Below are 24685 nucleotides of genomic sequence, written 5' to 3' on the forward strand. Positions count from 1 at the left end.
ACGGCAACTTTTGCATGATGGCCCTATAATTCGGCCTTCCGTGTAAAAGGACTGTCAGTTTCGTGTCTTCCTCCCCCGAGACCTTACTCGAGCTGCGCGACGTCGACTTCGGTTATGGCGACCGGCTCGTTCTGTCGAACCTGAACCTGCGCTTCAAGCGCGGCCAGGTGGTGGCCGTCATGGGCGGCTCGGGTTGCGGCAAGACCACGGTGCTGCGTCTGATTGGCGGTCTGGTGCGCGCGCAACGCGGCCAGATCCTGTTCCAGGACCAGGACGTCGGCCAGCAAACGCGCGACGGCCTGTACGCGCTGCGCCGCAAGATGGGCATGCTGTTCCAGTTCGGCGCGCTGTTCACCGACATGTCCGTGTTCGAAAACGTGGCCTTCGCGCTGCGCGAGCACACCGATCTCCCTGAAGACCTGCTGCGCGACCTCGTGTTGATGAAACTCAACGCGGTCGGCTTGCGCGGTGCGCGCGACCTGCTGCCGTCAGAGATTTCGGGTGGCATGGCGCGGCGGGTGGCGCTGGCGCGTGCCATTGCGCTCGACCCCGAACTGATGATGTACGACGAGCCGTTCGCCGGCCTCGATCCGATTTCGCTCGGCATTACCGCGAACCTGATTCGCGCGCTGAACCAGGCGCTGGGCGCGACTTCGATCCTCGTCACGCACGACGTGCCGGAGTCGTTCGCGATTGCCGACTACGTGTATTTCCTCGCCAACGGCGGCGTGCACGCCGAAGGCACGCCCGAAGAGTTGCGCGCGTCCACCGATCCGACGGTGCGCCAGTTCATCGACGGCGCGCCGGACGGCCCGTTCAAATTCCATTACCCCAGCAAGACGCCGCTCGCGGCGGACTTCGGCATCGGCGGAGGTCAGTCATGATCAGTGCGATCGGCCGCTCGGTGATCGGCGGGCTCGGCACGGCCGGCTACGCCACGCGTTTCTTTATCCGGCTGGTGCTCGAATTCTTCCCGTTGCTGCGTCGTCCGCGTCTTGTCACGAAGCAGATCCACTTCGTAGGTAATTATTCGCTAGTGATCATCGCGGTGTCGGGGCTGTTCGTCGGCTTCGTGCTCGGCTTGCAGGGTTATTACACGCTCAACCGCTACGGCTCCGAACAGGCGCTTGGGCTGCTGGTCGCGCTGTCGCTGGTGCGCGAACTCGGGCCGGTGGTCACGGCGCTGTTGTTCGCCGGCCGAGCGGGCACGTCGCTGACGGCCGAAATTGGCCTGATGAAGGCGGGCGAGCAACTTACGGCCATGGAAATGATGGCCGTCGACCCGGTCAAGGTCGTGGTGGCGCCGCGCCTGTGGGCCGGCATCATCGCCATGCCGGTGCTCGCGGCGATCTTCAGCGCGGTGGGTATTCTGGGCGGTTATGTGGTGGGTGTGTTGCTGATCGGCGTCGATTCCGGCGCGTTCTGGTCGCAAATGCAAGGCGGCGTCGATGTCTGGCGCGACGTCGGCGCCGGGGTTATCAAGAGCGTGGTGTTCGGCCTCGCGGTGACCTTCGTCGCGCTGTTTCAGGGCTACGAAGCCAAGCCGACGCCGGAAGGCGTATCGCGCGCCACGACCAAGACGGTCGTGTATGCGTCGCTGGCGGTGCTCGGCCTCGACTTTCTGCTGACCGCACTGATGTTCAGCTAAGACTGCGTTCGGGCGTTTCCAGCCGGCGCTGCGTCATGAGGCGCGCGCGGCGGGTAGCGTTGACGGCGTGGCGGATTCACTTTGGGATGACGATGAAAAAGACTGCTCTCGACTTCTGGGTCGGCCTGTTCGTGGTGTTGGGTTTCGTGGCGTTGCTGTTTCTCGCGCTGAAGGCCGGCAACATGAGCTCGTTGTCGTTTCAGGCAACGTACCCGGTCAAGCTCAAGTTCGACAATATTGGCGGACTGAAAGCGCGCGCGCCTGTGAAGAGCGCGGGCGTGACGGTCGGCCGGGTCGCGTCGATCGGCTTCGACAGCAATGCCTACCAGGCTGTCGTCACGATCGATATCGACAAGCAATACCCGTTTCCGAAAGATACGTCGGCGAAGATCCTGACCTCGGGCCTGCTCGGCGAGCAGTACATCGGGCTCGAACCGGGCGGCGACAGCGAAATGCTTAAAGCGGGCGACACGATCTCGATGACGCAATCGGCCATCGTGCTCGAAAACCTCATCGGACAGTTTCTGTATAGCAAGGCCGCGGATTCGGGCGCGTCGAAGCCTGGCGCGTCGCCGGCCGCACCGGCGCCCGCGCCGGCGGCTCCGGCAGCGAGCTTGCCTGCGTCCGGCGCCGCCGGCCAATAAGGAGAATAAAAAATGCAGACCTCACATACCGAGGGCGCGCGCGCCTTCCAGATAGGCAAGCTGGCGGTCGCGGCCATGCTGCTCGCCGGCTGCACCACCGTGCAGACGCCGACCAAGGGCGATCCGCTCGAAGGCCTGAACCGCACGATCTTCACCGTCAACGACAAGCTCGACCAGTACGCGTTGAAGCCGGTCGCCAAGGGCTACGTGTTCATCACGCCGCAGCCGGTGCGCGACAGCGTGACGAACTTCTTCTCGAATATCGGCGACGTCTACATCGCGGCGAACAACCTGCTGCAGTTGAAGATCACCGACGGTGTCGAAGACATCATGCGGATCGTGATCAACACGGTGTTCGGCGTAGGCGGCCTGTTCGACGTGGCGACGCTCGCGAAGCTGCCCAAGCACGACAACGACCTCGGCCTGACGCTCGGCCATTACGGCGTGCCGGCGGGTCCGTACCTCGTGCTGCCGCTGTTCGGACCGAGCACGGTGCGCGACGCGGTTGGCTCGATCGGTAATTACTATGTGAACCCGCTCAGCTACATCCATCCGGATGGGTTGAGCTGGGCGCTGTACGGCATCAACGTGGTCAACACGCGCGCGAATCTGCTGAACGCGAGCGACGTGCTGGAAGGCGCCGCGCTCGACAAGTATTCGTTCGTGCGTAACGCGTATCTGCAACGCCGCCAGTACCTGCTGTCGGACGGCAAGCAGTCGGCGTCACTGCCGAATTACGGCGACGAAGCCCCGCTGCCCAAGTACGACGACGTCGACGGTAGCGCGGCGGCAGCCCCGGCGGGCGCGTCAGGCACGCAGGGTGCTGCTGCAAAAGCGGCCACGGGCACGGCGAACAACGCCGCTGCACCTGAAGCCGCCTCGGGCACTTCCGGAACGCCGCCGCTGGACCTGAACGGTGGTCCGGAAACGACGCAGATTCCGGCCGGCCAACTGGTCCCGCCGTCGCGTTTCAACTTCCCGTCATTCAAATTGCGCTGATCGTGCGGCCGTAACAGTTCGACACGACTCTCGCAGTTTGCGCGTGGATTGCCGCTGAACTCGCGTGTTAATGTCGGCTCAAACGGTTGCACTATTTATAAGGCAAGGCTCGATATGAAAAAATTCTTCCTCATTCCGTTGTTCGCTGCGTTGTTCTCGTTCGCCAGCGCCGGTGCATCGGCACAAACCGTGGACACCAATTCGCCAGACGGCATGATCAAGACGATCACGCAGCAAGTGATCGACGCGGTACGCGCCGACAAGTCGATCCAGCAAGGCGACATCTCGCACATCACCAGGCTGGTCAACGAAAAGATCCTGCCGTACACGGATTTCCACCGCACCACGCAACTGGCCATGGGCCGCAACTGGCGCACGGCTACGCCTGAGCAGCAGGCGCAGATCGTCGAGCAGTTCAAGATGCTGCTGATCCGCACGTACTCGGGCGCACTCGCGCAGGTGCGCGACCAGCAGATCCAGTACAAGCCGTTCCGCATGAGCCCGGACGACACCGACACGGTGGTGCGCTCGGTCGTGATGAACAACGGCTCGCCGATCGAACTCGACTACCGTCTGTACAAGACGCCGCAAGGCTGGCGCGTGTATGACATCAACGTGCTCGGCGCATGGCTGATCCAGGCGTATCAGCAGCAGTTCAACGAGCAGATCCAGCAGAAGGGCGTGGACGGGCTGATCCAGTTCCTCACGCAGCGCAACCAGCAACTCGCCGCGGGCAAGCAGTCGTGAGCGAAGTGCTGAGCCCTGTCGCCAACCGCTTCGACTGCGGCGCGACCCTGACTCACGCGAGCGCGAAAGCCGCGCTCGCGGCGGGTTTGCAGCGCATCGCCGCGGGCGCGACCGGTGTGGATTGCGCGCCCCTCGCACAGTTCGACTCGTCCGCGCTGGCGGTTCTGCTCGCATGGGAACGTGCGGCGCAAGCGCGCGGCACGCCGTTCGAGATCGTCAATCTGCCGGCTGGTCTCGCCAGCCTCGCGCACGCGTACGGCGTCGATACTCTTATTTCGTCGCGACATTGACGCTCCTATAGCGTCGCGGCCAATCCCCCTGGCCGTCATGGGGCTGCTAATTTTTGCCCTATAATCAACCGTTTTTTGGGGCAGATCCGGTGATCTTTACCGGCCCCAATTCCGTCCCCCCAGCACTTTGCGCCCCCATTCAGGCGCCGCGACGCACGCGGCCCACAGTCATGTCAGCCATAGAAATTCGTAACGTCAAGAAGCGCTACAAGGACTTGCAGGCGCTCAAGGGCGTCAGCCTCACGGTGGAAGAAGGCGAGTTCTTCGGACTGCTCGGTCCGAACGGCGCGGGCAAGACGACGCTGATCAGCATCCTTGCCGGTCTCGCGCGCGCCGATGAAGGCAGCATCGCAGTGCGCGGCCATGACGTCGTTAGCGATTTCCGCGACGCGCGCCGTGCGCTCGGCGTGGTGCCGCAGGAACTCGTGTTCGATCCGTTCTTCACGGTCCGCGAAACGTTGCGTATTCAGTCCGGCTATTACGGGCTGCGCAACAACGACGCGTGGATCGACGAGATCATGGCCAATCTCGATCTCACCGAGAAAGCCGACGTCAACATGCGCGCGCTATCCGGCGGCATGAAGCGCCGTGTGCTGGTCGCGCAGGCGCTGGTGCACCGGCCGCCGGTAATCGTGCTCGACGAGCCGACCGCGGGCGTCGACGTTGAACTGCGCCAGACGCTGTGGAAATTCATCTCGCGCCTGAATCGCGAAGGCCACACCATCGTGCTGACCACGCACTATCTGGAAGAAGCCGAATCGCTGTGCGACCGCATTGCGATGCTGCGGCGCGGCGAGGTGGTCGCGCTCGAGCGCACCAGCACGCTGCTGCAGCGCTTCGCGGGCATGCAACTGTTCCTGCGTTTCGCGCAAGGCGTACTGCCGGCCGAACTGCGCTCGCTCGAGGTGGAAAGCGGCGCGGGCAACGGCAATGGCCGTCAGCATCTGCTGCGCCTTGCAAGCTATGACGACGTCGAGCGGATTCTCGCGCAGTGCCGCGCGGCCGGCTGCACGTTCGAAGAAATCGAGGTCCGCAAGGCCGACCTCGAAGATGTGTTCGTTCAGGTAATGAACGGTCCGGAAGTAATCGAGGGGCTGGCATGAGCGGTTTCCGCACGCTGTTTTACAAAGAGCTTCTGCGGTTCTGGAAGGTGTCGTTTCAGACCGTGCTCGCGCCGGTCATCACCGCGCTGCTGTATCTGACCATCTTCGGCCACGCATTGCGCGGTCACGTCGAGGTCTATCCGGGCGTCGAATACACGAGTTTTCTGATTCCGGGTCTCGTGATGATGAGCGTGTTGCAAAATGCGTTCGCGAACAGTTCGTCGTCGCTGATCCAGTCGAAGATCACCGGCAACCTGGTGTTCGTGCTGCTGCCGCCGCTCTCGCACTACGAGATGTTCGGCGCCTATGTGCTGGCTGCCGTGGCGCGCGGGCTCGCGGTCGGCTTCGGCGTGTTCATCGTGACGATCTGGTTCGTGCCGGTCAGTTTCAGCGCGCCGCTTTACATCATCGGCTTCGCGATTTTTGGCGCGGCGATTCTCGGCACGCTTGGTCTGATCGCCGGCATCTGGGCCGAGAAATTCGACCAGCTGGCGGCGTTCCAGAACTTCCTGATCATGCCGCTCACGTTCCTGTCGGGCGTGTTTTATTCGACGCATACGCTGCCGCCGCTGTGGCGCGAAGTGTCGCGGCTGAATCCCTTTTTCTACATGATCGACGGCTTTCGCTACGGTTTCTTCGGGATGTCGGATATCAATCCGCTCGAAAGCCTCGCGATCGTTGCCGGTTTCTTTGTGGTGCTGGCCGTGATTGCGATGCGCATGCTCGCTTCCGGCTACAAACTGCGCCACTGACAGGAGCTTCTCTCATGTTGCCGACTCCCGAACAGGTCAAGCAATACATCGCGGCTGGGCTCACTTGCCAGCATCTCGAAGTCGAAGGCGACGGCCAGCATTTTTTTGCGACCATCGTTTCGCCGAGCTTCGAAGGCAAGCGTCTGATCCAGCGCCATCAACTCGTGTATGCGGCGCTCGGCGACCGCATGCGCGAAGAAATCCACGCGCTCAGCATGAAGACGCTGACGCCCGCCGAATGGCAGACCGCGTAATCTGGAAATTTAGTGCGAATTACTCAAGAAGGGCGCGACGCCGGCAGCGGCGCGTCGAACACAGTCAAAGCAGCCCCGGCCAAAGTCCAGGGCAATCAGGAAGTGACAGGCATGGATAAACTCGTCATTGAAGGCGGCTACCCGCTGTCGGGTGAAGTCGTCGTCTCGGGTGCGAAGAATGCGGCGTTGCCGATTCTGTGCGCGGCGTTGCTGACCGCTGAGCCGGTGCATCTGGAGAACGTGCCCGACCTGCAGGACGTGAGCACCATGCTCAAGCTGCTCGGCCAGATGGGCGTGCGCATCGAGAGCAGTGACGGGCGTGTAACGCTGGACGCTTCGCAGGTCGACAACCTCGTCGCGCCGTACGAAATGGTCAAGACCATGCGTGCATCGATTCTCGTGCTCGGTCCGCTGGTGGCGCGCTTCGGCCACGCCCGCGTGTCGCTGCCGGGCGGCTGCGCCATTGGCGCGCGTCCGGTGGATCAGCACATCAAGGGTCTGCAGGCCATGGGCGCCGAGATCGCGATCGAGCATGGCTTCATCGAAGCACGCGCAACGCGCCTGAAGGGTGCGCGGATCGTCACCGACATGATCACCGTGACCGGTACTGAGAATCTGCTGATGGCAGCGGTGCTGGCCGACGGCGAAACGGTGATCGAGAACGCGGCGCGCGAGCCGGAAGTGGTCGACCTCACGAACCTGCTGGTCGCGATGGGCGCGAAGATCGACGGCGTCGGCACCGATCGCCTCGTGATTCAGGGCGTCGAGAAGCTTCACGGCGCGAATCACACGGTGATTCCGGACCGGATCGAAGCCGGCACGTTCCTGTGCGCAGTGGCCGCCGCCGGTGGCGACGTCACGTTGCGCAAGGTCCGTCCGCTGATTCTGGAAGCTGTGACCGAAAAACTGCGCGAAGCAGGCGTCACGATCGACGAAGGCGACGACTGGATGCGCGTGCGCATGGACAAGCGTCCGAGCGCGGTCACGTTCCGCACTTCCGAATACCCGGCGTTCCCGACCGACATGCAAGCGCAGTTCATGGCGCTGAACACGATCGCGGACGGCACCTCGCAGGTCGTCGAAACGATCTTCGAGAACCGCTTCATGCACGTGCAGGAACTGAACCGCCTCGGCGCCAGCATCACGATCGACGGTAATACCGCGCTCGTGACCGGCGTCGACAAGCTGTCCGGCGCGAAGGTCATGGCCACCGATCTGCGCGCGTCCGCGAGTCTTGTGATCGCCGCGCTGCGCGCCGAAGGTGAGACGCTGATCGACCGCATCTATCACCTCGACCGCGGTTACGACCGGATGGAAACCAAACTCACCGCCATCGGCGCGAAGGTGCGCCGTATTTCCGGGAGCCAGGCATGAGCTCGATGCCGCAAACGTCGTCGTCGTCGGCGGTGAGCGCACCGCTCACGCTGGCTTTGTCGAAAGGGCGTATCTTCGAAGAGACGCTGCCGCTGCTCGCGGCGGCCGGCATTGAAGTGACCGAAGACCCGGAAACCTCGCGCAAGCTGATTCTGCCGACGACCGACGCGAACCTGCGCGTGATCGTAGTGCGCGCCACCGACGTGCCGACCTACGTTGAATACGGCGCGGCCGACTTCGGCGTAGCGGGCAAAGACGTGTTGCTCGAACACGGCGGCAGCGGCCTGTATCAGCCGGTCGACCTGGATATTGCGCGTTGCCGCATGTCGGTCGCGGTTGCGGCGGGTTTCGATTATGCGAACGCGGTGCGTCAGGGCGCACGCTTGCGCGTGGCGACCAAGTACGTGGAAACCGCCCGTGAACACTTTGCCGCCAAGGGCGTACACGTCGACCTGATCAAGCTGTACGGTTCGATGGAGCTGGCGCCGCTGGTTGGCCTGGCCGATGCGATTGTCGACCTGGTGAGCTCGGGCAACACCTTGCGCGCCAACAATCTTGTCGAGGTGGAGGAGATCATGCAGATTTCGTCGCGCCTCGTGGTGAACCAGGCCGCGCTGAAGTTGAAGCGCGCCGCGTTGCGGCCGATTCTCGACGCGTTCGAACGCGCGACGAAAGCCGGCTGAGCACCGCCGCTCGTGCCCGATAGTGCCCGTGTGACCACGCCCTGAAGCGCGCCTTACCGAAACGGATACCCGTATGTCTATCAAGATTCGCAAACTCGATTCCACCGCACCCGACTTCCAGAAGTCGTTGCACGCGGTGCTCGCGTTCGAGGCGAGCGAAGACGAAGCAATCGAGCGCTCGGTCGCGCAGATTCTGAACGACGTGAAGGCGCGCGGCGACGCGGCGGTGCTCGAGTACACGCAGCGCTTCGACCGGCTCGAAGCGAAGAGCGTTGGCGCGCTCGAATTGCCGATGTCCGAGCTGGAAGCCGCGCTCGAAAGTCTCGAGCCGAAGCGCCGCGCGGCGCTCGAAGCGGCGGCGGCGCGCGTGCGCGGCTACCACGAGAAGCAGAAGATCGAATGCGGCAGCCATAGCTGGCAGTACACGGAAGCCGACGGCACGGTGCTCGGCCAGAAGGTCACACCGCTCGATCGCGCGGGGATTTACGTGCCGGGCGGCAAGGCGGCGTATCCGTCGTCGGTGTTGATGAACGCGATTCCGGCGCGGGTGGCCGGCGTGCGCGAAATCGTCATGGTCGTGCCCACGCCGGACGGCGTGAAGAATCCGCTGGTGCTGGCGGCCGCGTTGCTGGGCGGCGTGGACCGCGTGTTCACGATCGGCGGCGCGCAGGCCGTAGGCGCGTTGGCCTACGGCACGGAAACGGTGCCCGCGGTCGACAAGATCTGCGGTCCGGGCAACGCGTATGTCGCGTCGGCCAAACGTCGCGTGTTTGGCACGGTCGGCATCGACATGATCGCCGGGCCGTCGGAAATTCTCGTGCTGTGCGACGGCACCACCGACCCGCGCTGGGTCGCCATGGACCTGTTTTCGCAAGCCGAGCACGACGAACTCGCGCAATCCATTTTGCTGTGTCCGGACGACGCGTTCATCAACCGCGTGCACGACGCGATCAACGAACTCCTGCCGACCATGCCGCGCCGCGACGTGATTCTGGCGTCGCTCGAAGGACGCGGCGCGCTGATCAAGGTGCGCGACATGGCCGAAGCCTGCGCGATCGCCAACGACATCGCGCCGGAGCACCTCGAAATCTCCGCGCTGGAGCCGCATCAGTGGGGCCAACTGATCCGCCATGCCGGCGCGATCTTCCTCGGCCGCTACACGAGCGAAAGTCTCGGCGACTACTGCGCGGGCCCGAATCACGTGCTGCCTACGTCGCGCACCGCACGGTTCTCGTCGCCGCTGGGCGTCTATGATTTCTTCAAGCGTTCGAGCGTGATCGAAGTCAGCGCGGAAGGTGCGCAGACGCTCGGCGAGATCGCCGCCGAACTCGCCTACGGCGAAGGCCTGCAGGCCCATGCCCGCAGCGCCGAATACCGGATGCGGCAAAACAACGACCGCGGCTGAGTCAGGCAGAGCAGGGCAGCGCGCGGCGAAACGGCTGAGCGCAACGAGGAAGCGGGCATTGCATCGAGGGGATGCCCGCGAACTTCGGCGACAGATTTCAACTGTTTTCCCGTTCAATCAAGACAACCCAGACCGGCCTGAGGCAGCCCGCGTGCCGCCGACACCAGGCCGGAGACCTTCCCGCGACCGGTCCACTGTCCACAGATCTATGACGACACCTCAAGACATCATCCGCCGCGACGTGCTCGCCATGACGAGCTATCCAGTTTCGGACGCCACGGGCTTCATCAAGCTCGACGCGATGGAAAACCCGTTCCTGCTGCCGCCTGCTCTGGCCGCGAAGCTGGGCGAACATCTGGCGGCGGTGGCGTTGAACCGTTATCCGGCACCGCGTCCGGAAGCGCTGATCGACAAGATCAAGCGCGTGATGGGCGTGCCGGCCGGTTGCGACGTGTTGCTCGGCAATGGTTCGGACGAGATCATCGCGATGGTGTCGATCGCGTGCGCGCAGCCGGGCGCCAAGGTGCTCGCGCCGATGCCGGGTTTCGTGATGTATCAGATGTCGGCGAAGCTGGCGAATCTGGAGTTCGTCGGCGTGCCGCTGAACGCGGATTTCACGCTCGACGTTGAAGCCATGCTCGCGGCGATCGCCGAGCATCAGCCGGCGATCGTCTATCTGGCGTACCCGAACAACCCGACCGGCACGATGTTCGGCGACGCCGACATGGAGCGGATCATCGCCGCGGCGAGCAAGAGCCTCGTGGTGATCGACGAGGCGTATCAGCCGTTCGCGCAGCAAAGCTGGCTGCCGCGCGCGGGTTCGTACGACAACGTCGTCGTGATGCGCACGGTGTCCAAGCTCGGTCTGGCCGGCATCCGCCTCGGCTATCTGGTCGGCAAGGCTGCATGGCTGACCGAATTCGACAAGGTGCGGCCGCCGTACAACACCAACGTGCTCACGCAGGCCGCCGCCGATTTCCTGCTCGACCATATCGAAGTGCTCGACGCGCAAGCCGCGCTGCTGCGCGAAGAGCGCACAAACCTCGCGCAGGCCGTAGCGGCACTGCCGGGCGCCGAAGTGTTCCCGAGCGCCGGCAACTTCCTGCTGGTGCGCGTGCCCGACGCGTCGGTTCTGTTCGAAACGCTGCTGACAGCGCGGGTTTTGATCAAAAACGTGAGTAAAATGCATCCATTGCTGGCGAATTGCGTGCGTTTGACCGTCGGTTCCGCGGAAGAAAATGCGCAATTGATCGCCGCACTGAAACTCGTGCTGCACTGAACCGCGCGCCGAATGGCCGCTTCCCCCTCCCACCTACCCATCGCTTTCTAGCTCGATTCGAGGAATTACCATGCGCCTTGCGGAAGTCGTTCGCAACACCAGCGAAACGCAGATCCGTGTGAAGATCAATCTGGACGGCACCGGTCAGCAAAAGCTGGCCACCGGTGTGCCGTTTCTGGACCACATGCTCGACCAGATCGCACGGCATGGATTGTTCGACCTCGACATTGAAGCGCATGGCGACCTGCAGATCGACGACCACCACACGGTGGAAGACGTCGGCATCACGCTCGGCCAGGCCGTCGCCAAGGCGATCGGCGATCGCAAGGGCATCGTTCGCTACGGTCATTCTTACGTGCCGCTCGACGAAGCGCTGTCGCGCGTCGTGATCGATTTTTCCGGCCGTCCTGGCCTCGAATTCCACGTGCCGTTCACGCGCGCACGGATCGGTACGTTCGACGTCGATCTGTCGATCGAGTTTTTCCGCGGCTTCGTGAATCATGCTGGCGTCACGCTGCATATCGACAATCTGCGCGGCTTGAACGCCCATCATCAGATGGAAACGGTGTTCAAGGCGTTCGGACGTGCGTTGCGCATGGCCACCGAAATGGATGCACGCGCGGCGGGGCAGATTCCGTCGACCAAGGGCAGCCTTTAAGCGACTCAACTACCAGGACCGGAAGCAGCGCCGCATGGCGCTTGCGCCCCGTGTGCAATGGACATTCTGAAGTCGTTTATCTCGCTGCTGGCGCTGATCAATCCGGTCGGCGCCATCCCGTTCTTTCTGAGTTTGACGACGCATCAGAGCGACGTCGAGCGGCGTAGAACCATCCGCATTGCGGCGATTTCGGTGTTCTGCGTGATTGCGGTGACCACGCTGCTCGGGCAACAGATCATCGGCTTCTTTGGCATTTCGGTCGGCTCGCTCGAAGTGGGCGGCGGGATCATCATGCTGCTGATGGCGATCAACATGCTGAACGCGCAGATCGGCAACAGCCGGTCGACGCCGGAAGAGCGTCACGAAGCCGAGCAGAAGGACAACATCGCGGTCGTGCCGTTGGCGATCCCGCTGTTGACCGGGCCGGGTGCGATCAGCACCACGATCATTTACGCGGCCGGTTCGGCGCACTGGTACGACCGGCTTAGCCTCATTGCGATCGGCGCGGTATTGGCGACGATCTGCTTTTTTTCGCTGCGTTTGGCCGAACCGATTGCCCGCTGGGTCGGTCGCACGGGTATCAATATCGGCACGCGGCTCATGGGTTTGATGTTATCGGCGCTGGCGGTGGAATTCATCGTCGATGGATTGAAGGCATTGCTGCCTAACTTGAAATGAAAACTTCGATAGCGATTGTGGATTACGGCATGGGCAACCTGCGTTCGGTGGCCCAGGCATTGCGCAAAGCGGCGCCGGAAGCGGACGTGGCGATTGTCGACCAGCCGGACGCGATTCGCGCGGCCGATCGTGTCGTGCTGCCCGGCCAGGGCGCGATGCCCGACTGTATGCGCAGCCTCGGCGAGTCCGGCTTGCAGGAAGCGGTGCTTGAAGCGTCGCGCAGCAAGCCGCTGATGGGCGTGTGTATCGGCGAGCAGATGCTGTTCGACTGGAGCGCCGAGGGCGATACGCGCGGCCTCGGCCTGTTGCCGGGCAAGGTGCTGCGTTTCGACCTGGCCGGCCAGATGCAGGACGACGGCTCGCGCTTCAAGGTCCCGCAAATGGGCTGGAACCGCGTGCGTCAGGCGCAACCGCATCCGCTGTGGGACGGCGTGGCCGACAACGCCTTTTTCTATTTCGTGCATAGCTACTATGTTGTGCCCGACAATGCCGCCCATACAACCGGCGAAACGGTGTACGGTGTGCCCTTTACCTCGGCGGTGGCGCGGGATAACATCTTCGCGACCCAATTCCACCCGGAAAAGAGCGCCGAAGCGGGGCTGCGTGTGTATCGCAACTTCGTGCACTGGAACCCGTGAGCGCCTTTCTTCATCCTGTTGCCGTGTGCCGTTCCGCCACAAGTGGGGCGTGCGCCACGCGCCACGACCGTAACACCCAGACCCTGCTGCCGAACGGCGCTCGGCTGGAGCGTCGAAAGAGTTGTACTAAACTAGCGAAACGGCGTTCGGGCGGGCTGGCTCTCCAGCCGCTGCCGCCGACCATCAACCCCTTCCCAGACAACACCCGATTGCTATGCTGCTGATTCCCGCCATCGACCTGAAAGATGGTCACTGTGTACGCCTCAAGCAGGGCGATATGGACCAGGCGACAATTTTCTCCGAGGAACCGGCGGCGATGGCCCGACATTGGGTCGACCGCGGCGCCCGGCGTCTGCACCTCGTCGACCTGAACGGCGCGTTCGCCGGCAAGCCGAAGAATGAAGACGCGATCCGCGCGATCATCGAGGAAGTGGGCGGCGCGATTCCCGTGCAACTGGGCGGCGGCATCCGCGACCTGAACACGATCGAACGCTATCTCGACGACGGCTTGTCGTACGTGATCATCGGCACGGCGGCGGTGAAGAATCCGGGCTTTCTGCAGGACGCCTGCACGGCGTTCGGCGGCCATATCATCGTCGGCCTGGACGCGAAAGACGGCAAGGTCGCAACCGACGGCTGGAGCAAGCTGACCGGCCACGAAGTCGCCGATCTCGCGCGCAAGTTCGAGGATTACGGCTGCGAATCGATCATCTACACCGACATCGGCCGCGACGGCATGCTGCAAGGCATCAACATCGAAGCGACGGTGCGCCTTGCGCGCGCGGTGAAGATTCCGGTGATCGCGAGCGGCGGGCTGTCGAACCTCGCGGACATCGAGTCGCTGTGCGAAGTCGAGGACGAAGGCATTGAAGGCGTGATCTGCGGCCGGGCGATCTACTCGGGCGATCTCGACTTCACGGCCGCACAGACGCTCGCGGACCGGCTGCGCGAATCGGACGACGCTTAAGTAAGCTTAAGACGGCTTCGGGACTTCGGGCACGCGCCCTGGTTCACGCTTCTTCGGGCGCGAATTTCGGATGAGTGCCTCGGTCAGGCGTTGCCGGCAGCGGATCGTCGGCGTCTGACGCTGTCGTGGTGGCGCCGTTCACAGCGTGCGCCGTCATGCCGTCCGCATACGACACACCGGCGGCGCGGCTCGCCGCAACCGGCCGCGCCGGCCCTGCGCCGCTCGCCCACGCGAGCGGCCTCATCAGCGGTATTGGCAGAATTGCACGATCATGGCTCTAGCTAAACGCATCATCCCCTGTCTCGACGTCACGGCTGGCCGCGTGGTCAAGGGCGTCAACTTCCTCGAACTGCGCGATGCCGGCGATCCGGTCGAAATCGCCCGCCGCTACGACGATCAGGGCGCCGACGAACTCACCTTCCTCGACATCACCGCGACCTCCGATCAGCGCGATCTGATCCTGCCGATCATCGAAGCGGTCGCCTCGCAAGTGTTCATTCCGCTGACGGTCGGCGGCGGCGTGCGTGCCGTCGAAGACGTGCGGCGTCTGCTGAACGCGGGCGCGGACAAGATCAGCATGAACTCGTCGGCGGTGGCGAATCCGCAACTCGTGAAAGACGCGACGGATAAATACGGCTCGCAATGCATCGTCGTCGCGATCGACGCGAAGCGCGTTTCCGCGGACGGCGAAACGCCGCGCTGGGAAGTCTTCACGCACGGCGGGCGCAAGGCCACGGGCCTCGAAGCGGTCGAATGGGCACGCAAGATCGCCGAACTCGGCGCCGGCGAAATCCTGCTGACCAGCATGGACCGCGACGGCACCAAGAGCGGCTTCGACCTCGCGCTCACGCGCGCAGTGTCGGACGCGGTGCCGATTCCCGTGATCGCGTCGGGCGGCGTGGGCAACCTGCAGCATCTGGCCGACGGCATTAAAGACGGTCACGCGGATGCGGTGCTGGCCGCCAGCATCTTCCACTATGGCGAGCACACGGTCGGCGAGGCCAAGCGCTTCATGGCCGAACAAGGCATTTCGGTGAGGTTGTAACGTGGTGAATCCAACGGCCGTGACCTGGCTCGACAAGGTCAAGTGGGACGCGAACGGCCTCGTGCCGGTGATCGCGCAGGAAGCGTCGACGAACGACGTGCTGATGTTCGCGTGGATGAACCGCGACGCGCTGGCGAAAACCATCGAAACGAATCGCGCGGTGTATTTCTCGCGCTCGCGTCAGCGGCTGTGGTTCAAGGGCGAAGAGTCCGGCCACGTGCAGCACGTGCATGAAGTGCGGCTCGATTGCGACGAAGACGTCGTGCTGCTGAAAGTCGAGCAGGTGTCGGGCATTGCCTGCCACACCGGCCGTCACTCGTGCTTTTTCCAGAAATTCGAAGGCTCGGTGGACGACGGCGACTGGGTTGCCGTCGATCCCGTGCTGAAAGACCCCGAACACATCTACAAATGACGCAATCCACGCCCACCTCTGAATCCGCCTCGTCCACCACCGACACGCTGATGCGCCTCGCGGCGATCATCGACAGCCGCAAGGGCGGCGATCCGGACGTCTCGTACGTGTCGCGCCTGTTCCACAAGGGCGACGACGCGATCCTCAAGAAGATCGGCGAAGAAGCCACCGAAGTCGTGCTGGCGGCCAAAGACACGCGCCACGGCGGCGCGCCGAAGGAACTGGTCGGCGAAGTCGCGGATCTGTGGTTTCACTGCCTCGTGATGCTGTCGCACTTCGAGTTGAGCCGGCGGACGTGCTCGCCGAACTCGAGCGCCGCGAAGGCCTGTCGGGCATCGAGGAAAAGGCGCTGCGCAAAAGCCGCGAGCGCGAGCAGAACGGCGACTGAGTGCCGCGAGCGTCGCCTCGCCTTGAATTGGCGAGCGACGGCGCTCATATGGCATTGAGTACATCGATCGCATCCACGGGAGGACGCCAGCATGGAACAGTCGCACGAAAGCTACCCGCCGCCGGTCTATCGCAACGCCATCGAGCCGGAACGCGAACGCAGCCTGCGCACGCTCACGCACATTCTGTACGCGCTGTACGCGGTGCATTGGCTCACGGGCGGCGTGTCGATCCTGGTCGCGATCATCATCAATTACATCAAGCGGGCCGACGTGGCGGGCACGCCGTACGAAGCCCACTTCGAATGGCAGATCCGTTCGTTCTGGGCGGCGTTGGTGGGTTATGCGATTGGCGGCGTGCTGCTGTTCGTGCTGGTCGGCATTCCGATCCTCTGGGCCGTCAGCATCTGGATGTTGTACCGTATTATCAAGGGCTGGCTGTATCTGTACGATAACAAGCCGTTCGCGAATCCGCGTAGCTGGGTCTGAGCGTCGTCCGATCATGGGTCGGACCTGAGTTCAGCCTCCCGCCGCGTGGCGTTTCGCGCTCCAGCCCTACTGCGTCAGGAATACGATGAGTCACGACCCGAACTGCCTTTTCTGCAAGATCGCCGCCGGCGAAATTCCGTCGACCAAAGTCCACGAAGACGAAGAGTTCCTGGCCTTCCGCGACATCCGTCCGGCGGCCGAAACGCATGTGCTGGTGATTCCGCGCAAACACATCCCGACCCTGTCGAATTGCACCGAAAACGATGCACCGCTGCTTGGTAGAATGCTTGTCTTGGTGGCGCGTCTGGCCGACCAGTTGGGCGTGGCGTACAGCGGCGGCGAGACGGGTTTTCGCACGGTGATCAACACTGGGCCGGGCGGCGGGCAAGAGGTGTATCACCTGCACGCGCACATTCTTGCGGGGCCGCGTCCGTGGCAACGCATGGGCTGATAGCGTGGCCGCGGTCTTTTACGGCATTGTAATAACGCCGACGCGGTCGGCCGGTCACAATGCCGTTCGCTGGTTGTGGCGGTGCAGCAGTGGTGCCGCCAGTTGAATCGGAACGGCTTGCGGTAACGTATAGATGAAGCGGCAGCGCTTCGAGTCACGCCGTAAGGCGCAAGAGTTTTGCCGCTCACTGGGCGGCGTCGGGGTTAAGGAGAGTAGTCATGGGTTCGTTTAGCATTTGGCATTGGCTCATCGTGTTGCTGATTGTGGCGCTCGTGTTCGGCACGAAGAAGCTGCGCAATATCGGCGGCGATCTGGGTGGCGCGGTGAAGGGCTTCAAGGAAGGCATGAAAGAAGCCGAAACGCCCGCAGGCGAAGCGCAGCAGCGCGAGCTGCCGCGCAACGGCGCCGTGGATGTGGAAGCGAAGGAAAAAGCGCCGCGTTCCGGCGATTACCGCTAAGCCGCGGCTTACCCGCGTTACTGACGGACATTCCACTTCATGCTGGACCTCGGTCTAACCAAGATGGCGCTGATCGGCGTCGTCGCGCTGGTCGTACTCGGGCCTGAGCGCCTGCCACGCGTCGCCCGCACGGCCGGCGCGCTGTTCGGCCGCGCGCAGCGGTATATCAACGACGTCAAGGCTGAAGTCACCCGCGAAATCGAACTCGACGAACTGCGTCGCATGAAAACCGAGTTCGAAGCGGCGGCGAGCAATGTCGAAACGTCCGTTCAGGACAATCTGCGCAAGCACGAAACCGAACTGAACGACGCGTGGAACAGCGGCTCGTCGGTGTCGCCGAGCATTGCCGGCGGCGCGCTCGAAGACGTCGGCACGACGTCGTGGCCCAGCAGTACGCCGCCCGCCGGTCCGAAGCGTAAGAACTGGCGCGTCAAGCAGGGGGCCATGCCCGCCTGGTACAAGCGCGCCACCGTGCGCCGTACGCGCGTGCAGTCGGGCGCGGCGCGCGTCGCGCGTCATACGCCGGCCACCATGCGTCGTCCGACGCGGTTCTTCTGATGATCAGAACGACAATCTCTAACCGAGGGCCGGCGTGAGCGACCCCCAGCAAACCCAGGACGAAGGCACTGAAGAGACCTTCATTTCCCACCTCGTTGAATTGCGCGATCGCATCATCCGCGCTGGCCTTGCCGTCATCGTGGTGTTCGTCGGGCTCGTGTATTGGGCGCCGGATATTTTCCGGCTGCTGGCGCGCCCGCTGATGCAGAACTTGCCGAAGGACGGCAAGATGATTGTCACCGACGTGACCGGCTCGTTCTTTGTGCCGATGAAGGTGACCATGCTGGTCGCTTTTGTGATCGCGCTGCCTATCGTGCTGTACCAGATCTGGGCATTCGTCGCACCGGGTCTTTACCAGCACGAGAAGAAACTGGTCGGGCCGCTGGTGGGCAGCAGCTACACGCTGTTCCTGTGCGGCATGGCGTTCGCGTACTTCGTGGTGTTCCCGACCATCTTCCGCGTGATGGCGCACTACAACGCGCCGCTCGGCGCGGAGATGACCACCGACATCGACAATTACCTGAGCTTCGTGCTGACCATGTTCCTCGCGTTCGGCGTGACGTTCGAAGTGCCGATCATCGTGGTGCTGCTGGTCCGCATGAATGTGCTGACCATCAAGAAGCTCCGGGAGATTCGCCCGTATGTGATCGTCGGCGCGTTCATCATTTCCGCCGTGGTAACGCCGCCGGACGTGTTCTCGCAACTGATTCTGGCGATTCCGCTGATCGTGCTGTACGAGGCGGGGATCATCGCGGCGCGGCTGATTGTCGGCAAGCAGACGGCTGTGACCGACGAGGCAAGTGCACCAGATTGATGTTGATATCGTTTCGCTGGCGAGAGGTTCTGGTTAAAGCGAGACGGTGGGTCAAAAAGGCCGAGGCCGAGGCAAACAAAAAGGGCAGTCCGTTGCGGACTGCCCTTTTTGCTTTTGGTGCGGTGTTCGTCCAGCCGCCGTCGTTCAACCGCCGTCGTCGTCCTGCTGATCGCCGCCGCCGTTGTCGTTATCTTCAGCCGGCTGCTTGGGCGGCGCGGGGCGCTTGCCGATCGTCACATCCAGATCCATTTCGCGGCTCTTGCGCACGAGGTGCACCTTCGCGGCCGTACCCGGCTTGATCTGTGCGATCACGTTCAACAGACGCGTGGTGTCGGTAATCTCCTGACCGTTCACGCTCACCAGGATGTCGCCCGGCTTGATGCCCGCGCGGTCGGCAGGACCGTTCTTCAACACGCCGGCGACGATCGCCCCCGACTTCTGCTCGAGCCCGAACGACTCGGCGATCTCCGGCGTCACGTCCTGCGGCTCGACGCCAATCCAGCCGCGCGTGACCGACCCGGTCGTGATGATGCTCTCCAGCACGCTGCGCGCCGTCGACACCGGAATCGCGAAGCCGATGCCCAACGAGCCGCCCGAACGCGAATAAATCGCCGTGTTGATGCCGAGCAGATTGCCGTTCACGTCGACCAGTGCGCCGCCCGAGTTACCCGGATTGATTGCCGCGTCGGTCTGAATGAAGTTCTCGAACGTATTGATGCCGAGGTGGCTGCGCCCGAGCGCGCTGACAATGCCCATGGTCACCGTCTGGCCGACGCCGAACGGATTGCCGATCGCCAGCACCACATCGCCCACGCGCGTCTGGTCCATACGGCCAAGCGTGATGGTGGGCAGGTTGGTCATGTTGACCTTCAGCACGGCCAGGTCCGTTTCCGGATCGACGCCGATCACCTTCGCAGTCGTGGTGCGACCATCGGCCAGCGCGATTTCGATCTGATCGGCGCCGTCCACGACGTGCTGGTTCGTTAGAATGTAACCTTCCGAACTCACTATCACACCCGAGCCCAGGTTGGATGCGGGCTCCTGCTGTTGCTTACGGTTGTTCTTGTCGCCGAAAAAGTAGCGGAACAGCGGATCTTTCGCGCGCGGGTCGGGTGGCAGTGAGCCATCCTTGCTGGAGAACACGTTGACGACCGCGGGCATCGCTTTCTGGGCGGCGTCTGCATAAGACGCCTGAGCGGGGCCGCCGCCGATGCCAGGCGCTACTTCCCGGAGGGCGACGATCGGTTCGGCGAGTTGCTTGCCGAATTGCCCTTGACGCTGGAGCCACTGCGGTTTGAGCGTCGCAATGATGAACATCAGCGCCAACAGCACAGTCACCGCTTGGGCAAAGAACAGCCAAAAGCGTCTAAGCATCTGAAGACTAGAGGTTTATATGGATCGGATCGAACTTGAATTGTACTTGAACAATCTCCTTGAAACCGCGCGCTTCAAGGACTATTGCCCCAATGGATTGCAGGTCGAAGGGCGACGTCGCATAAATAAGCTCGCGACCGGTGTGACCGCGTCGGTGGCCTTTCTGGAGGCCGCGCTCGATTGGGGCGCGGACGCTGTGCTGGTCCATCACGGCTACTTCTGGCGCAACGAAGCGCCGCAGATCACGGGCCGCAAACACGCGCGCCTGAAGCTGCTGATCGCCAACGACCTGAGCCTGTTCGCCTACCACCTGCCGCTCGACGACCATCCGCTGTTCGGCAACAACGCGCAGATCGGCGAGAAGATGGGCTGGATTAGCGACGCGCGTTTCGGCGACAACGACCTCGGCTGGCTCGCCACATTTCCGATGCCGATCACGCTCTCGCACCTCACCGCCGAAATCGAGCAGACGCTCGGCCGCACGCCGCTCGTGTTCGGCGACCCGGATCGCGAGTTGCGTCGCGTGGGCTGGTGCACGGGCGCCGCGCAAGGCATGTTCGACGCCGCCATCAACGCGGGCGCCGACGTCTATCTGACCGGCGAAGTCTCGGAGTCGGTCATGCACACGTCGGCGGAGAGCGGCGTGGCGTTTCTCGCGGCCGGCCATCACGCGACCGAGCGTTTCGGCGTGCAGGCCGTGGGCAAACATCTGTCCGAGCAATTCGATATCGAGCACGTGTTTATCGATATCCCTAATCCGGTTTGAATTGCCCGGTAGGAAAACCCAGGTAAAGGCGAGACAAAAGCGGCGAAATGCCGCACCAGGCGTATTAGCGAAGAAAAAGGTACGAATAACGCATAAGACGCTTAAAAGAAGATGCGAAAAAGTTTGCGATTTGTACGGAGAAACCCTGATCTATCAAGGACTTCGCACGGTTTTTGGCAATCGGCCCTTGTAAATGGCGACTCCATTCGCGCAAACTAGCGGCGGTAGAAGACGTGAAGGAAAAATCCAACTCAGAAGTGGGGCGTGTGATGCGAGACAAGGAAGATGAACGCGTCGACGGCGGCCGCCGTACCTGGCTGATTGCGACGACCGTAGCAGGTGGCATAGGAGGCGTTGCCACTGTCGTACCCTTTGTTAGTTCGTTTGCACCATCTGAAAAGGCCAAGGCAGCAGGTGCCCCGGTCGAAGTCGATATCAGTAATCTCAAGCCCGGCGACATGATGACTGTTGCCTGGCGCGGTAAGCCGGTGTGGATCATCAACCGCACCGACAGAATGCTCGCCGATGTCCAGAAAGCCGATAACGAAGTAGCGGATCCCCACACCAAGAATCCTTTTTCGATGCCGTTGCCGGAGTACTGCAACAACGAATTCCGTTCACGCACCGATCACAAGAACCTTTTTGTCGCCGTCGCCGTGTGCACCCATCTGGGCTGCACGCCGACACCGCGCTTCCAGGAGGGCGCGCAGCCCAATCTGCCGGACGACTGGCCGGGCGGCTTTTTGTGCCCTTGCCACGGCTCGACCTACGACATGGCCGGCCGCGTCTTCAAGAACAAACCTGCGCCGCAGAACCTCGACATCCCGCCCTACATGTTCACTACGGCCACCAGCCTCGTGATCGGCAAGGACGAGAAAGGAGAAGCGTAATGGCGATCGAACACGAAGTAGAGACGACCGGGCTGGTCGGCTGGATCGACCGGCGCTTTCCGCTGACCTCCACCTGGAAAAAGCACGTTTCCGAGTACTACGCGCCGAAGAATTTCAACTTCTGGTACTTCTTCGGGTCGCTCGCGCTGCTGGTGCTGGTCAATCAGATCGTCACCGGCATCTTCCTCACCATGAACTACAAGCCCGACGCGACGCTCGCGTTCTCGTCGGTCGAGTACATCATGCGCGAGGTGCCGTGGGGCTGGCTGATCCGCTATATGCACTCGACGGGCGCGTCGATGTTCTTCGTCGTCGTGTATCTGCATATGTTCCGCGGGCTGATGTACGGCTCGTACCGCAAGCCGCGCGAACTGGTGTGGGTGTTCGGCTGCGCGATCTTTCTGTGCCTGATGGCCGAGGCGTTCTTCGGCTACCTGCTGCCGTGGGGACAGATGTCGTTCTGGGGCGCGCAGGTGATCGTGAACCTGTTCTCGGCGATTCCGTTCATCGGCCCCGATCTGTCGCTGTGGATTCGCGGTGACTATGTGGTCTCGGACGTCACGCTGAACCGCTTCTTCGCGTTTCACGTGATCGCGATTCCGCTAGTGCTGATCGGGCTGGTGGTCGCGCATCTGGTGGCGCTGCACGAAGTGGGGTCGAACAACCCGGACGGCATCGAGATCAAGGCGAAGAAGGGTCCGGACGGCATTCCGCTCGACGGCATTCCGTTCCACCCGTACTACTCGGTGCACGATTTCATGGGCGTGTCGGTGTTCCTGTTTATTTTCGCCGCGATCATCTTCTTCGCGCCGGAAATGGGCGGGTATTTCCTGGAAGCGAATAACTTCATTCCGGCTAATCCGCTGCAAACGCCGCAGGAAATTGCGCCAGTGTGGTACTTCACCGCGTTCTATGCGATGTTGCGCGCCACCACGGATCAGTTCAAGTATGTGCTGATGGTCGCGATCGCGGCGCTTGGCCTGCTTGCGCTGGTGCGCGCGCACGGCAAGTGGAAGCTCGGCTTGCCGGTGCTCGCGGTGCTGGTGGTGCTGGCCATGGCCTTCACCGAATCGAAGTTCTGGGGCGTGGTGGTGATGGGCGGCGCGGTGATCTCGCTGTTTTTCCTGCCGTGGCTCGACCGCTCGCCGGTCAAGTCGATCCGCTACCGGCCGTTTTTTCACAAGGTGTTCTACGGGATCTTCGTAGTCGTTTTCCTGACGCTGGGCTTCCTCGGTACGAAACCACCGTCGCCGGTTTCCACGCTGATTGCCCAGATCTGCGCGCTGATCTATTTCGCGTTTTTCCTCGGTATGCCGTTCTGGACGCGGCTTGGCACGTTCAAGCAGCCACCCGAACGGGTGCGGTTCAAGCCTCACTAATCGCGAGCCAGGAGAACACGAAATGAAAAAACTGCTTACGAAGTGCGCGCTGATCGGCGCGACACTGCTCGCGGTGCTGGGTACGCCGGTGCACGCGGACGAGAATTTCCCACTCGACCGCGCGCCCGATAACGCGGAGAATTTCGCTTCTTTGCAGCACGGCGCGCAATTGTTTGTAAACTACTGCCTGAATTGCCACAGCGCGAACCTGATGCGCTACAACCGGCTGACCGACCTCGGCATCACGCCGGCGGAAATTCAGTCGAACCTGTTGTTCACTACCGACAAGGTCGGCAACACCATGACCGTGGCAATGCGCCCGGACGACGCGAAAGTGTGGTTCGGCGCGGCGCCGCCAGATTTGTCGGTAGAAGCGCGGGCGCGCGGCAAGGACTGGCTGTACACGTATCTGCGCAGTTTTTATCGCGACGATACGCGGCCGACCGGCTGGAACAATCTGGTGTATGAAAACGTGAGCATGCCGCATGTGCTGTGGCAGCTTCAGGGGCAACGTACCGCGAAGTTCGGTGACGAAACCGACGAAAGAACTGGCGAGACGGTACACAAATTTGTCGGCTACCAGCAGGTCACTCCGGGGACGATGTCGCCGGTAGATTATGATTCTGCTGTGGCCGACCTCGTGTCGTACCTGTCATGGATGTCCGAACCGACGCAGAAAACCCGCAAACAGCTTGGCGTGTGGGTACTGATGTTCCTCGGCGTCCTGAGCTTTTTCGCCTGGCGACTGAACGCCGCGTACTGGAAACATATCAAATAATCACGCCGTCACGCGGCGTGGGGCCGGCGCCAGGAAAAACCTGCTGAACGGTTTTTCCGTGCGCTGGCCTTTCAGCTTTTTGAGGAAACGTAAACATGATGGTTCTGTATTCCGGCACAACTAGCCCGTTCTGCCAGCGCTGCCGGCTGGTGTTGTTCGAAAAGGGCATGGACTTCGAAATCCGCGACGTCGACCTGTTTAACAAGCCGGAAGACATCGCCGTGATGAATCCGTATGGTCAAGTGCCGATTCTCGTCGAACGGGACCTGATTCTGTACGAATCGAACATCATCAACGAGTACATCGACGAGCGCTTCCCGCACCCGCAACTGATGCCGGCCGATCCGGTTCAGCGCGCGCGCGCCCGTCTGTTCCTGCTGAACTTCGAAAAGGAACTGTTCGTTCACGTCGGCACGCTCGAAAACGAAAAGGGCAAGGCCGCCGAGAAGAATCACGAAAAGGCTCGCCTCGCGATCCGCGATCGCCTGACGCAGCTCGCACCGATCTTCCTGAAGAACAAGTACATGCTCGGCGAAGAGTTCTCGATGCTCGACGTCGCGATCGCGCCGCTGCTGTGGCGTCTGGACCACTACGGCATCGAACTGTCGAAGAACGCCGCACCGCTGATGAAGTACGCCGAGCGCATTTTCAGCCGCCCGGCTTATATCGAAGCGCTGACGCCGTCGGAAAAGGTGATGCGTCGTTGAGTTTGGCTTTAGGGTGCGGGCGCCGCGCGGTAGTCGTGGCGCGGCCCCGCATCCGGTAA

At 62.5% G+C, this 24685-nt stretch carries 31 protein-coding genes and 1 pseudogene; 30 read left to right on the forward strand and 2 right to left on the reverse strand.

Annotated features, from left to right (window positions below; all coding sequences use genetic code 11):
• Nucleotides 1–62: 62 nt before the first annotated feature.
• The 17 genes from FA94_RS21505 (at nt 63) to hisA (ending at nt 14119) form a co-directional block, all read left to right on the forward strand.
• Nucleotides 63–884: an ABC transporter ATP-binding protein gene (locus FA94_RS21505; RefSeq protein WP_035554842.1), complete on the forward strand. Its 822-nt coding sequence runs from the start codon at nt 63–65 to the stop codon at nt 882–884.
• Entirely contained in the window at nt 881–1648 is a 768-nt protein-coding gene (gene mlaE / locus FA94_RS21510; RefSeq protein ID WP_035554845.1) for a lipid asymmetry maintenance ABC transporter permease subunit MlaE, read from the forward strand. Before FA94_RS21505 ends, mlaE begins: the two co-directional genes overlap by 4 nt.
• 92 nt (nt 1649–1740) lie before the next feature.
• Nucleotides 1741–2292 (forward strand): outer membrane lipid asymmetry maintenance protein MlaD, encoded by a 552-nt coding sequence (gene mlaD / locus FA94_RS21515; RefSeq protein ID WP_035562635.1) that lies wholly within the window; start codon nt 1741–1743, stop codon nt 2290–2292.
• 12 nt (nt 2293–2304) lie between these two features.
• Entirely contained in the window at nt 2305–3291 is a 987-nt protein-coding gene (locus FA94_RS21520) for an MlaA family lipoprotein (RefSeq protein WP_035554847.1), read from the forward strand.
• A 114-nt stretch (nt 3292–3405) separates the two neighbouring features.
• Nucleotides 3406–4038 carry an MlaC/ttg2D family ABC transporter substrate-binding protein gene (locus FA94_RS21525; RefSeq protein WP_035554849.1) on the forward strand — a complete coding sequence of 211 codons (633 nt, stop codon included), beginning with the start codon at nt 3406–3408 and terminating at the stop codon, nt 4036–4038.
• A complete protein-coding gene (locus tag FA94_RS21530) occupies nt 4035–4328 on the forward strand; it encodes an STAS domain-containing protein (RefSeq protein ID WP_035554852.1) in 294 nt (97 codons plus the stop codon). Before FA94_RS21525 ends, FA94_RS21530 begins: the two co-directional genes overlap by 4 nt.
• A gap of 170 nt (nt 4329–4498) precedes the next feature.
• Nucleotides 4499–5431: an ABC transporter ATP-binding protein gene (locus tag FA94_RS21535; protein ID WP_035554855.1), complete on the forward strand. Its 933-nt coding sequence runs from the start codon at nt 4499–4501 to the stop codon at nt 5429–5431.
• Nucleotides 5428–6183, forward strand: coding sequence for an ABC transporter permease (locus tag FA94_RS21540; protein ID WP_035554858.1), 756 nt, complete (start codon nt 5428–5430; stop codon nt 6181–6183). Before FA94_RS21535 ends, FA94_RS21540 begins: the two co-directional genes overlap by 4 nt.
• A 14-nt stretch (nt 6184–6197) precedes the next feature.
• Entirely contained in the window at nt 6198–6437 is a 240-nt protein-coding gene (locus FA94_RS21545; protein WP_035554861.1) for a BolA family protein, read from the forward strand.
• A 111-nt stretch (nt 6438–6548) separates the two neighbouring features.
• Nucleotides 6549–7811 (forward strand): UDP-N-acetylglucosamine 1-carboxyvinyltransferase, encoded by a 1263-nt coding sequence (murA, locus tag FA94_RS21550; RefSeq protein WP_035554863.1) that lies wholly within the window; start codon nt 6549–6551, stop codon nt 7809–7811.
• A complete protein-coding gene (hisG, locus tag FA94_RS21555) occupies nt 7808–8494 on the forward strand; it encodes an ATP phosphoribosyltransferase (RefSeq protein ID WP_035554867.1) in 687 nt (228 codons plus the stop codon). The genes murA and hisG overlap by 4 nt, the downstream gene beginning before the upstream one ends.
• Before the next feature lie 73 nt (nt 8495–8567).
• Complete coding sequence (hisD, locus tag FA94_RS21560; protein ID WP_035554870.1) at nt 8568–9899, forward strand: histidinol dehydrogenase; 1332 nt, start codon at nt 8568–8570, stop codon at nt 9897–9899.
• A gap of 208 nt (nt 9900–10107) precedes the next feature.
• The gene (hisC, locus tag FA94_RS21565; protein WP_035554874.1) at nt 10108–11178 is read left to right on the forward strand and encodes a histidinol-phosphate transaminase; all 1071 of its coding nucleotides are present in this window, start codon (nt 10108–10110) and stop codon (nt 11176–11178) included.
• Between the two features lie 70 nt (nt 11179–11248).
• Nucleotides 11249–11836, forward strand: a complete 588-nt coding sequence (gene hisB, locus FA94_RS21570) for an imidazoleglycerol-phosphate dehydratase HisB (RefSeq protein WP_035554877.1) — start codon at nt 11249–11251, stop codon at nt 11834–11836.
• 57 nt (nt 11837–11893) lie between these two features.
• Nucleotides 11894–12514, forward strand: coding sequence for a MarC family protein (locus FA94_RS21575; RefSeq protein WP_035554879.1), 621 nt, complete (start codon nt 11894–11896; stop codon nt 12512–12514).
• A complete protein-coding gene (gene hisH / locus FA94_RS21580; RefSeq protein WP_035554882.1) occupies nt 12511–13152 on the forward strand; it encodes an imidazole glycerol phosphate synthase subunit HisH in 642 nt (213 codons plus the stop codon). The genes FA94_RS21575 and hisH overlap by 4 nt, the downstream gene beginning before the upstream one ends.
• A 214-nt stretch (nt 13153–13366) precedes the next feature.
• Nucleotides 13367–14119: a 1-(5-phosphoribosyl)-5-[(5-phosphoribosylamino)methylideneamino]imidazole-4-carboxamide isomerase gene (hisA, locus tag FA94_RS21585; RefSeq protein ID WP_035554885.1), complete on the forward strand. Its 753-nt coding sequence runs from the start codon at nt 13367–13369 to the stop codon at nt 14117–14119.
• Between the two features lie 43 nt (nt 14120–14162).
• On the opposite strand, the gene FA94_RS21590 is transcribed toward hisA, so the two are convergent.
• Entirely contained in the window at nt 14163–14363 is a 201-nt protein-coding gene (locus FA94_RS21590) for a hypothetical protein (RefSeq protein WP_035554887.1), read from the reverse strand.
• Nucleotides 14364–14390: 27 nt separating this feature from the next.
• Between FA94_RS21590 and hisF the strand changes: the two genes are divergently transcribed.
• The 8 genes and pseudogenes from hisF to tatC all read left to right on the forward strand — a co-directional run bounded on the left by hisF (nt 14391) and on the right by tatC (nt 18732).
• Nucleotides 14391–15164 (forward strand): imidazole glycerol phosphate synthase subunit HisF, encoded by a 774-nt coding sequence (hisF, locus tag FA94_RS21595; RefSeq protein ID WP_035554890.1) that lies wholly within the window; start codon nt 14391–14393, stop codon nt 15162–15164.
• 1 nt (nt 15165) lies between these two features.
• A complete protein-coding gene (hisI, locus tag FA94_RS21600) occupies nt 15166–15576 on the forward strand; it encodes a phosphoribosyl-AMP cyclohydrolase (protein ID WP_197070231.1) in 411 nt (136 codons plus the stop codon).
• Nucleotides 15573–15964, forward strand: a pseudogene (locus FA94_RS21605) (phosphoribosyl-ATP diphosphatase). The gene hisI and the pseudogene FA94_RS21605 overlap by 4 nt, the downstream one beginning before the upstream one ends.
• Nucleotides 15965–16055: 91 nt before the next feature.
• On the forward strand, nt 16056–16451 hold the full coding sequence (locus FA94_RS21610) for a DUF4870 family protein (protein ID WP_035554891.1): 396 nt from the start codon (nt 16056–16058) through the stop codon (nt 16449–16451).
• A gap of 85 nt (nt 16452–16536) precedes the next feature.
• A complete protein-coding gene (locus FA94_RS21615) occupies nt 16537–16902 on the forward strand; it encodes a histidine triad nucleotide-binding protein (RefSeq protein WP_035554894.1) in 366 nt (121 codons plus the stop codon).
• A gap of 218 nt (nt 16903–17120) precedes the next feature.
• The gene (tatA, locus tag FA94_RS21620; protein WP_035554898.1) at nt 17121–17360 is read left to right on the forward strand and encodes a Sec-independent protein translocase subunit TatA; all 240 of its coding nucleotides are present in this window, start codon (nt 17121–17123) and stop codon (nt 17358–17360) included.
• Between the two features lie 39 nt (nt 17361–17399).
• Nucleotides 17400–17918, forward strand: coding sequence for a Sec-independent protein translocase protein TatB (tatB, locus tag FA94_RS21625; protein WP_035554901.1), 519 nt, complete (start codon nt 17400–17402; stop codon nt 17916–17918).
• A 34-nt stretch (nt 17919–17952) separates the two neighbouring features.
• Nucleotides 17953–18732 carry a twin-arginine translocase subunit TatC gene (gene tatC / locus FA94_RS21630; protein ID WP_035554903.1) on the forward strand — a complete coding sequence of 260 codons (780 nt, stop codon included), beginning with the start codon at nt 17953–17955 and terminating at the stop codon, nt 18730–18732.
• 144 nt (nt 18733–18876) lie between these two features.
• Here the strand turns inward: tatC and FA94_RS21635 are convergent, their stop codons facing one another.
• Nucleotides 18877–20106 carry a Do family serine endopeptidase gene (locus FA94_RS21635; RefSeq protein WP_035554907.1) on the reverse strand — a complete coding sequence of 410 codons (1230 nt, stop codon included), beginning with the start codon at nt 20104–20106 and terminating at the stop codon, nt 18877–18879.
• A gap of 19 nt (nt 20107–20125) precedes the next feature.
• Between FA94_RS21635 and FA94_RS21640 the strand changes: the two genes are divergently transcribed.
• The 5 genes from FA94_RS21640 to FA94_RS21660 all read left to right on the forward strand — a co-directional run bounded on the left by FA94_RS21640 (nt 20126) and on the right by FA94_RS21660 (nt 24626).
• The gene (locus FA94_RS21640) at nt 20126–20872 is read left to right on the forward strand and encodes a Nif3-like dinuclear metal center hexameric protein (RefSeq protein WP_035554910.1); all 747 of its coding nucleotides are present in this window, start codon (nt 20126–20128) and stop codon (nt 20870–20872) included.
• A 269-nt stretch (nt 20873–21141) separates the two neighbouring features.
• Nucleotides 21142–21762, forward strand: coding sequence for a ubiquinol-cytochrome c reductase iron-sulfur subunit (petA, locus tag FA94_RS21645; RefSeq protein WP_035554914.1), 621 nt, complete (start codon nt 21142–21144; stop codon nt 21760–21762).
• On the forward strand, nt 21762–23141 hold the full coding sequence (locus FA94_RS21650; RefSeq protein WP_035554917.1) for a cytochrome b: 1380 nt from the start codon (nt 21762–21764) through the stop codon (nt 23139–23141). The genes petA and FA94_RS21650 overlap by 1 nt, the downstream gene beginning before the upstream one ends.
• 22 nt (nt 23142–23163) lie before the next feature.
• Entirely contained in the window at nt 23164–23919 is a 756-nt protein-coding gene (locus FA94_RS21655) for a cytochrome c1 (protein ID WP_035554920.1), read from the forward strand.
• Between the two features lie 95 nt (nt 23920–24014).
• Nucleotides 24015–24626 carry a glutathione S-transferase N-terminal domain-containing protein gene (locus FA94_RS21660; protein WP_035554923.1) on the forward strand — a complete coding sequence of 204 codons (612 nt, stop codon included), beginning with the start codon at nt 24015–24017 and terminating at the stop codon, nt 24624–24626.
• The last annotated feature ends 59 nt before the right edge of the window (nt 24627–24685 follow it).

The organism is Burkholderia sp. 9120 (assembly GCF_000745015.1).
Lineage (GTDB): Bacteria > Pseudomonadota > Gammaproteobacteria > Burkholderiales > Burkholderiaceae > Paraburkholderia.